The 9,457-nt window shown below is 60.3% G+C and carries 7 protein-coding genes; 4 read left to right on the top strand and 3 right to left on the bottom strand.

All coding sequences use genetic code 11. The features are described from left to right. From ABX749_RS10890 to ABX749_RS10880, 3 genes are all read left to right on the top strand, one after another. On the top strand, positions 1-858 hold an 858-nt coding region (locus ABX749_RS10890; protein WP_372896003.1), incomplete at its 5' end, for a hypothetical protein. 44 nt (positions 859-902) lie between these two features. Next, on the top strand, positions 903-1,358 hold the full coding sequence (locus ABX749_RS10885) for an SRPBCC family protein (protein WP_372896002.1): 456 nt from the start codon (positions 903-905) through the stop codon (positions 1,356-1,358). A 595-nt stretch (positions 1,359-1,953) separates the two neighbouring features. Further along, on the top strand, positions 1,954-2,325 hold the full coding sequence (locus tag ABX749_RS10880; protein ID WP_372896001.1) for a hypothetical protein: 372 nt from the start codon (positions 1,954-1,956) through the stop codon (positions 2,323-2,325). 32 nt (positions 2,326-2,357) lie between these two features. Here the strand turns inward: ABX749_RS10880 and ABX749_RS10875 are convergent, their stop codons facing one another. Beyond that, a complete protein-coding gene (locus ABX749_RS10875; RefSeq protein ID WP_372896000.1) occupies positions 2,358-5,705 on the bottom strand; it encodes a HEAT repeat domain-containing protein in 3,348 nt (1,115 codons plus the stop codon). Between the two features lie 455 nt (positions 5,706-6,160). Here ABX749_RS10875 and ABX749_RS10870 point away from each other — a divergent pair, with 455 nt between their 5' ends. Continuing rightward, positions 6,161-7,240: a family 16 glycoside hydrolase gene (locus ABX749_RS10870; RefSeq protein WP_372895999.1), complete on the top strand. Its 1,080-nt coding sequence runs from the start codon at positions 6,161-6,163 to the stop codon at positions 7,238-7,240. 125 nt (positions 7,241-7,365) lie between these two features. Here ABX749_RS10870 and ABX749_RS10865 read toward each other — a convergent pair whose 3' ends face one another. Both ABX749_RS10865 and ABX749_RS10860 read right to left on the bottom strand, forming a co-directional pair. Beyond that, on the bottom strand, positions 7,366-8,826 hold the full coding sequence (locus ABX749_RS10865; RefSeq protein WP_372895998.1) for a DUF1501 domain-containing protein: 1,461 nt from the start codon (positions 8,824-8,826) through the stop codon (positions 7,366-7,368). Positions 8,827-8,829: 3 nt separating this feature from the next. Further along, positions 8,830-9,457, bottom strand: a 628-nt coding sequence (locus ABX749_RS10860; RefSeq protein ID WP_372895997.1) for a DUF1553 domain-containing protein, incomplete at its 5' end; no start/stop codon positions are given.

Below are 9,457 nucleotides of genomic sequence, written 5' to 3'. Positions count from 1 at the left end.
GGACGTGTTACGAAAGCACGCCTGCCCTTTCGTGTGGCCGCCGCGTTACTCGGCGTGATCTTCATTGCCGTTGCGTTTTTTCAAGTACTCGAGCGTGCTGAGAATTGGATCGACTTTGCATTTGCAATCGTCATGGCGCTGATGGGCGTACAATTTCTGTACTCGGCGTTGACCGCGCAATGGAGATCACCGTTGGAGTGGCTCTGGGATGGCAAGGTCAGGCAGATCAACGAACGTTTTCTGATGGTGGAACCGGTGAGTTGCGGCACCGCGACCCTCGAGGCGAGCCACCAGACGCGTGCGTCGAATCAAGACGTGAACCCCTACGCGCCGCCATCGGATTTAGCGGCGGCATCCCTCGCGGATCAGGTCCAGGCGTGGTCGACTCCGGAGACGACACTGCATCAACTGACCGAACAGTTCATGGCCGGTTACCCCTTCATTCATTACGGCGTGGTGTTTTTTCTCGATCCCGACGACGACACGGCGATTCATGCGGCGATTCCGCTGGCGTTGCGGCCTGTCGATTCCGTTGATGTTCTGAATTCAACAACGCGATCACGCCAGCCCGACGCGTCAGCGAGGGACGCCGCGTGGCCCCTCGCTAACGCGTACGGGCTTGAATCGACAGGCCGGCCGGCCACCGATCAACTGGTGCGTCGCAACACCGAGGAAGCAATCCGGGTGCTCGGTGAATTCCTGGCTAGCCTGCCGGATGCAGGTGCGGTCGTCAGGGGGCGGAATCTGGTCGTTCGAATGATTTCATCGTACGATCGCTTGGATGATGAAGTCGCCCCTCGAATCGTCGTTCCCTGGTCGTCGATACACGCGCGCGGCGTCGAAGACGGACCGCTATGATGCAAGGATGCCGTACCACGCGATGTGAATGAGAAAACCTGACCATGAATTCAATCATCGCCACGCGAACGATTCAAGCGCCGTTGACGGTGGTGTTTCAGGCCGTTTCGGATGTTCGCAATTTTCGCAAGGCGGTGCCGCACATCACCGACGTGGAGTTTCTCTCCGAGCAGCAGCACGGTGTGGGGACACGATTCCGGGAAACCCGATTGATGAAGGATCGCGAGCAGTCTGTCGAGTTGGAGGTCGCCGAATTCGTTGACAACGATCGCGTGCGGATGGTCTCCGATGCCGGCGGCACCATCTGGGATACCCTGTTCTCGGTTTCGCAGGTAGGCGAGGCCGTCGAGTTGAAGATGCAGATGGACATTCGGCCCCACACGTTTCTTGCCCGGCTGATGATCCCTTTGATTCGCGGCATGGTGGTCAAGGGCGTCGAATCGGACATGGATGCGGTCAAGTCGTATTGTGAGTCCGGTGGCGGACCGGCCAAGGGTTAACTGTGTAGACGGCAGGCGGATCTTGGAAGGCGGCGATGATGGGGAGCGGGATCGCACGAGCGGCATCCCACGATGGGACCTGTGCCGCGAGATGGGGGTCAAAACATGGGTTGGTCAAAAAATGGTGGTGACGCAGATCGGCCAGGGGGCCGATACCGCCAAGTTAAGCATCGTTTCCTTGTGCTAGGGCCCGTAGGCTCGCGCCAAACGGCTGATCTTCGTTTGAGATCAGCCGGATCGCGTTAGCGCGAGCGGCCTCTCGGTTGGTCTTCACTCAGCGGTATTGGGCCATCGGCTGAAGCCTCTTTCAGCCACCGCATTTTTTGACCAACCCATCTTTTGACCAACCCGCTTCTGTTCTTTCCTCCCGTGCGGCCGTCTCAGGACGTTGACTCAAATTGATGTCAGGTGTGTTCGTTTTGATGTCGCGTTGAGTTCCGTTCGCCAGCTGATCTGCGACCCGGGGCGGACGGTTTCGCAGCGTGTTTCACGGGGTTTGAACCGCGCGGCGTCTGATTGTCGCCCGATTGGTACGCCGGATGCGTCGTGAAACAGGCGTCAGACCCTCTTTCGCTCATTCATGGAGATGCAGCGTATGTCACGTTTATTGAAATGGGCAAGCATTCCGGTGCTTGCAATCGGTTTTGTGTTGATGCCAACGGGAAACGAAGCCGAGGCGGGCGGATTTAGCATCCGCATCGGCAATTATGGTTACGGCAATTACGGTGCGTACCGTAGCTACCGGCCGTCGTACGGGCCTTCGATTTACTATGGGCGTTCGTACCGACCGACCTACAACTACAATCGTTCGTATCGCGGGTACCATCCGGCACGGCCTCACTACGACTACCACCCGCCGTCCCTGGTGCCACACGGAAATCACTTCGATTACGTTCCCGGCCACTACGACTTTCACTCTCCAGGTCACGGAAGCCACCGTGGTCACCGTGGTCACGGCCATCACTGATCCGAGCCCGGCAGGTCGATGCGGGGAAGCACTTAACGTCGCGTTTTTAGATACGCAACCAAATCGCGGACTTCCGCGGGGCTGAGGACCGCGGTCATGTCGGGCATCAAGGAGACCTTCGTCTTGGCGACGTCTTCGATCTCGTCGGTCGGGATCTTGATCTCCTTGCCTTCCGAATTGATCAGCACGGTCGTGGTGTCATCCTCGCTTTGGATGACACCTTGAATCACATTGCCGTCGGCCAACAACAATGTCTGGGCGTTGTACTTTGGTTCAATGTCGGCGCTGGGGTAGACGATCGCGCGAAGCAGGTGACTGGCATCACGCTGCTTGGCGATGTTTGTCAATTCCGGACCGATGTCGCTGCCTTGCTTTCCGATTCGATGGCAGCGACTGCATTGGGCGCGTAGATCGGTTCGGAAGATGGTTTCGCCGCGTGCCGGATCACCGCCGGAAAGGCACATGGTGAATTCCCGGAACTTCGGTGACGTGATCTCTGCCAGTTGCGGTATCGTCGCAATGCGTTCCAGCGTTTGACGAGCGGCTTGGGAGTGGTCGATGCGCGAGTTGAGTGCCTGCCAAACGTCCAGCTGAACCGAGTCGGCCAAAGCTCCCTTTGCAAATTGTTCGCCCAGTCGCACCAGCATGGCATCGGCTTGCGCGGTGCCGAGCGTGGCGAGCGACCGGATGCAGGCCTGTCGCACCGGAACCGATCGGCTTCCCAATTGTTGCTCGATGACCTCGATCGCCTTGTCGGGGTGCAATCCGGCGAGTCCTTCGATCGCACGCGCCGCGACGGCAGGGGAGGGGGCGGCGGACAGTTCGACCAGCAGATCGACGCGGTCAGCGGGGGTGATCTCGGAATCGGCGGTCGCGAGCGTGTCGAGTGCTTCGAGTCTCAATGGCTCGGGTGATCGGCGGTCACGGACGAGTGCCATCAACGCGTCCGGCGACAGCGGGATTTTCAGTCGGCGTGAGGCTTTCACGGCCGCGACGCGGATCGCCGTGTCGCTTCTTTCGACCAACCGCGTCAACAAATCGGACGCCGCCGAACGATCGAGTGCTCGATCGGCCACGGGGTCTCGGCGGCGACCATCGACGCGATCCAACAGCGGCGGATCGAGCCAGTCGCCGAGGGCTTCACAGGCGGCCAGTCGCGCCGATGCGGGGCGGGTTTCGTCCTGGATGAAGCGCAACAGTCGCCGGAAACTGGATTCGGTGCCGAGCCGAAAGTTGGCATTGATCGCGCGCAGGGTCATCGCGGTGGTCCGGTTGCGATCCTGGTCCAAGGCGGCCGCCAAGTCTTCCATGGCGTCGGGCAGGGAGAGGTCGTCGTGGATGGCGCGGGCGGCTTCGGTGGCGACCCAATCGGATGCATCATCCAAAAAGCCGGCGACCGAACGATGGCCTTGCCGACGGAGCGCCACAATGGCAATGATCCGAGCGTTTTCCGAGGGCGCATCGGCAAGTTCTGCCAATTGCTGCGGCGTCGCGCAGGCGGCCAGTGCGGTGACGATCGCGTGCCGCAGGTAGTGCTGATCACGTGGCAGCGTTGCGGCCAGGTTGAGCAGTGTTTTCGTCGCCGCGCCGGTCGGTCGGCGTCCCAGGGCCAGCGCCGCGTGGATGCGGACGTGCAGGTCGGGATCGTCCAGCAGCGGTATCAACAGCGCCGCATCACCGGCATCGACTTCGCCGAGTGTCTTGGCCGTGACCGAGCGGATGATCGGGTCGTGATCGGACAGGAAACGATCCAAGACACCGGCGGAGACGCTGCCAGTGCGAAGGATTTGTCCCAGCCCCCAAACGCAGTGCACGCGGGCAAGTTGATCCGATTGCTGGTTGGACAGGATCGTCAACAACGTGTCGGACTGCTGCTTGGCGGCCAACACGAACTGGGCGCGAAGTCGAACGCGTTGATCGACGTGCGAAAGCAATCCGGCGAGGACTTCGTCAGGTTGCTCGCTGAATTCTTGAGACAGCCAGTGCCTGACGGACTTGCGGTTGTCGCGGTCTTGGTCGCTGAGCGTCTCATCGGGTACGTCGATTCGGATCACCGAGCCGGTTTGCGTTAACGGATAGCCGCCACCCCAGTCGACACCGTAGAGTCCGCCATCGGGGGCGAATGCGATTCCGACGATCGGATCACCGCTGCCGATGGTGTGGGAATCGATCATTCGGAACGAGTCACCGGTGCGCTGGGTGCGAAACGCGTATTGGAATCCATTGGGCGCGCTGGTGACAAAGAAGAAGTCTTTGTAGGCCGCTGACAGGGCGGCACCGGGATTGAATTTAAAACCGGCCGGACCATCGACATAGTTCTGAATCGGCGGGACCAGGTAGGCGGCATGGTCCTGGCCGGCAACCTGCCACAGGTTTTCGTCCGTCCAAGGGTTGTACGCGTCGCCACGGTACTGGTAATTGCATCGCCATCCGGCATCCATCTGGTCGACGATCCAAACGAAGCGTTCTTTTTCGCCCGGTTTATCGGCGTCGTTGTCGACACCGAACAGATTGCCGTACTGGTCGAAGGCGAATTCTTGAACGTTGCGCAGCCCGTGGGCGAACACTTCGAAATCGCTGCCGTCCGGGTTGCAACGCATGACGCCGCCCTGATTGGGATAGCTGATTTGTCTGCCATCGTCGGTGGTCACGGCGATCCCTTTGTCACCGATCGACCAATAGATCTTTCCGTCCGGTCCGATCGCCAAGCCGTGCATGTCGTGGCCGGCGTAGGCGATGTGCAGTCCGAATCCGGTTGCCATGATTTGGCGATCGTCGGCGCGTCCGTCGCCGGTCGTGTCGGTCAGTTTCCAAACGTCCGGCGCGATCGTCGCCCAGACCGAATCGTCCCAGTGCAACACGCCGGCGGCGATCCCGGTCACTTCGGTTTTAAAATCGTCTGCGAACAGATTGATGGTGTCGGCCGTTCCGTCGTCGTCGGTGTCGACCAGGCGGTGAATCATTTCGCTGATCACGGTCAGATCCCGCCAATCGTGTTGGCCGTCCCCGTTGACGTCTTCGACGTGCTTGGCCGCTTCGACTTGATCGCCACCGATCGCCAGGACGCGATGATAGAATGCGCGTTTCTCCTCCACCGTTTTGAAACCGACGTCATCGGGGATCCACTCACTATTCGCCCGGATGTCCAGGTCCTGGATCTTGCGACGCTGGGTTTGGGTCACGTAGACGTCGCCGTTGTCCGCCACGCTGATCGCAACGGGGTCCGGTACGTTGATCGATCCGCTCCAACGCTGGTATTTCAGTTTGGGCAGCGCGTCGACCGATTTCGGTTCGGTTGCGCCGGTGCCGCAGCAGAAGACGCATCCTGAGAGGACGGCGGTGACGCAAACCAGTTGACGCGTCGTGACATGAAATGGCATGGAAGCAGTGGCGATGGAGGGTGGTGTTTCGGGGCAGGCTCGAACGCTGACCGTAGGGTGCAACGTCCGCAGGTCCATCATACCTGCCGTGCCACGCTGTGAAGCAATTTTTAGCGGTAGGGCGCGAGCCCTCCGGTGTTTCGGGAACGATGAGGGACCGGAGGGCTTGCGCCCTGCCGCTAACACCTCGTCAAACGCAGGGAATAAATGATTCACAGCGTTGCCTGCCGTGGCATCAAAATCGACAGGCGGAAAGCCGATCTCGCTGTCCGATCACACCGTCCGGTCACCACAGCGGGACGCCCGATTTCCGCTAGAATGATCGTCCCTACCCGGCGGACGCGCACCGCACGCCACCATCCTCACCTGAAACGACGTTCAACACCATGAATCAGCTGCACCGTTCGGTTGCACCCACGTGCCTCCTTCTGCTCGGATTTCTCTCGCACGGTCTGATGTCGCACTCAGCGGCGCTCGGACAAGATGGATTCCAACCGATGTTCACCGACGCCGAATTGAGCGGTTGGGTGCGAACCAACACGCCGGAAGAAACATGGCGGTTCGACGACGGCGTGTTGTACTGTACCGGCAAACCGATCGGCGAGATTCGAACGGCGAAGATGTACCAGAATTTTGTGATGGAACTGGAGTGGCGGCATCTGGTGCCACGGGGAAACGCCGGCGTGTTCGTCTGGGCCGATGACATCACGGCGCGTGGCGTGCCGTTCCATCGCGGGATCGAAGTGCAGGTGCTCGAGAACGCCTACGGCAACACCAGAAGCCACACCACGCACGGTGACATCTTTCCGATTCACGGGGCGACGATGACACCGATCAATGGACGTGGTGGCAGCCGCGCCTTCCCGACCGAGAATCTCTCCAAGCCGAGTCCGCAGTGGAACCACTACCGGATCGAATGCCGTGACGGCGAGATCTCGCTGGCCGTCAACGGCACGGTCGTCACGCGCGGAAAGGACTGTGTCCCGCGAAAGGGATACATTTGTTTGGAATCCGAGGGCGGCGTGGTCGAATACCGCAACGTCCGAATCAAGGGACTGCCCGGCGGTGATGTGCCGGCTGACCAGATTGCGATCGCCGACCGCGGCTACCATTCGCTGTACACCGGATTGAACTTGAACGGCTGGGAGGCGGACGATGCGTCTCGGTGGAACGTCAAGGATTGGGTGCTCGCGTTTGATGCCACCCAAGGGGCCACGGGAAGACTGACGACGACGGGTTCGTTTGATCACGCAAGCTTCGTCGTGGATGTGCGTTTGAAAGAAGCCGACAGCAACGTCGTGATCCAGGCGGGCGAAGACGTGCAAATCGATCTGTCGGATCCGGCGTATGCGAAACACTTGGAAATACCGGGTCGTTGGAACCGCATCGAAGTGGTCGCCAAAGACGGCAAACGCATCGTGAATCTGAACGGACAACCGGTCGTTTCAGTCACCGCCGCCGACGGTGCGAGCGGCAAACTGGTGCTGTCGCCAACGGGGCCGGTTGACTTTGCGAACCTGTACGCGGCAGAGTGAAACGGATCCCGCGGGGAGGGAAGCCAGTATCCGAAGGGACGAAAGCGAGTAGCCGGAAGGAAACGCAGCGACACCTTCGGGAAGATCGGGGCGCCGACATGATTCGCTGTCACGCCTTCCTCGCGTCACGCCAGGATTTCATGCACGACCCTCGGCGGTTGAACGCCGGTCAGACGTTCTTCCAGGCCGCTTCTGTTGAAGAACAGCTTTTGATGGTGCAGTCCCAGGGCGTGCAAGATGGTGGCGTGGAAATCGTGGACGCTGACGGGATCTTCGATCACCTTGTGCCCGAATTCGTCGGTCTTTCCATAGCTGGTTCCTCCCTTGATCCCGCCACCGGCCATCCAGGACGTGAAGGCTTGCATGTTGTGATCGCGGCCGGTGTAGAGGTCGCCGCTGCGCTGCGACGTGGGCGTGCGACCGAATTCGCCACCCCAGATCACCAGGGTTGAATCGAGCATCCCGCTGCGTTTGAGATCCTTGAGCAGCGCCGCGACCGGTCGGTCCGTGCGTTCACATGCGGCGCGGTGGTTGTCTTCCAAGTCGACGTGGCTGTCCCAGGGTTGTTCTTCCAGAAAAATCTGTACGTAGCGGACACCGCGTTCGACCAATCGCCGGGCCAACAGGCAACGTCGGGCAAAGGAGTCCGTCGGTGCGGCGCCCACGCCATACATCGACAGCGTTTCCGCCGTTTCGCCGGACAGGTCCAGCGCCTCGCTGGCGGAAAGTTGCATCCGTGCGGCCAGTCCATACGATTGGATCCGGGCATCCAGTTGTGCGTCGTATTGGCGATCGTTTCGATGATGCTGGTCGAGTTGTTTCAGCAGGTCCCGCGCCGTTTCGGTCACCGCGTCGGGTTGCTCGAATTGTGGTTTCAAGTTCAGGATCGGGGATCCGGTGGGCCGAAACGGCGTTCCCTGGTACACCGGCGGCAGAAATCCCGCGGTCCAGTTGCGGGTGCCGTTTTTCGGTAGCCCCAGCGGATCGGAAAGCACGACATAGGCGGGAAGGTTTTGATTCTCTGAACCGAGTCCATAAACCGTCCAGGCACCCAGTGTCGGATAGCCCATGAATAGACGACCGCTGTGGATCTTGTAGAGTGCGTTGTCGTGGTTGGGGTGGTCGGTCCACATCGAATGGATCATGCAAAGGTCGTCGGCCATCTGTGCGGTGTGGGGCAAGACGTCCGCCATCCACATCCCGGACTCGCCGTGCCGATCGAACTTGTATTTGCCTCCCAGCATGACGCCGACATCGGACGTGCCCGTGTTACCGATCTCTTCGACATTTCCCGGGTAGGGTTGGCCGTCCATCTTGCCCAGCAATGGCTTGGGATCAAACAGATCCATTTGACTCGGCCCGCCGTTCATGAACAGCTGGATGACCGACTTGGCGGTGGCGGGATGGTGAACGGGTTTGGGAGTCAGGTCATAGATTCCGCTGCCGTGGGGCGTGTGTGCATCGTCAGACGCCATGGCGCTCTGGCCCAAGAAATCCGCACCGAGCATCTGGGCCAGCGCGGCGCCGAGCAGGCCGTCACTGGTTCGGGCAAAAAAATCACGGCGGCTTTGTGTCGGCTGATTCATTCCTTAATCCACATAGAGGAACGAAGCGGAATTCAAGATCGTGTGGCAATACGTTTCCAGTGCTTTGGCCGAATTGTCTCCCCAAGCCCACCGCAGCTGCTGCAACGACTCGGTGCCCAGTGTCCGTTCGCGATCGCTGGGAGATCTGGACAAGGCCAACTGGTAAACCGTCTCGACCGTGGCTTCGTCGAGGCAGTCTTCGTCATCGCTGTTCTTGTCACAAACGATGGTTTCAACGCGATCCGCCATCGCGGCGGCAAGCTCTCGGACGCGGCCGTTGTTCATCAGCATGAGCGCCTGGGGAGAGACCGTGGACACGTTTCGCGACAAACAATTGGGACCCATTTGGGGATAGTCAAACGTGTCCATCATCGTCGCAATCTCGGTCCGCCGGTATTGCAGGTAAACGCTTCGCCGCCAGCCGCCACCGTCGGTCGCATTGGCGCTGACCAAGCCGTCGCGATCGATCGAGACGGTGTCGGGGAGCCCGCCCGGCGTGGTGTCCAGTCGGCCGGCGATCGCAAGCAGCGAATCACGCAGCGCTTCGGCATCCATGCGACGCAGGTTCATGTGCGAGAGCAGTCGGTTTTGCGGATCGATTTGGTGCGCTCGTTCGGTAACCTGACTGGAT

Source organism: Stieleria sp. (genome assembly GCF_041595215.1).
Lineage (GTDB): Bacteria > Planctomycetota > Planctomycetia > Pirellulales > Pirellulaceae > Stieleria > Stieleria magnilauensis.
This window is presented reverse-complemented; position numbering and strand designations above follow the sequence as displayed.

Bases quoted from the DNA above. Each gene is read 5' to 3' on its own strand.
- ABX749_RS10870 (WP_372895999.1), top strand. From the start codon at position 6,161: ATGTCGCACTCAGCGGCGCTCGGACAAGATGGATTCCAACCGATGTTC.
- ABX749_RS10880 (WP_372896001.1), top strand. From the start codon at position 1,954: ATGTCACGTTTATTGAAATGGGCAAGCATTCCGGTGCTTGCAATCGGT.
- ABX749_RS10875 (WP_372896000.1), bottom strand. From the start codon at position 5,705: ATGCCATTTCATGTCACGACGCGTCAACTGGTTTGCGTCACCGCCGTC.
- ABX749_RS10885 (WP_372896002.1), top strand. From the start codon at position 903: ATGAATTCAATCATCGCCACGCGAACGATTCAAGCGCCGTTGACGGTG.
- ABX749_RS10865 (WP_372895998.1), bottom strand. From the start codon at position 8,826: ATGAATCAGCCGACACAAAGCCGCCGTGATTTTTTTGCCCGAACCAGT.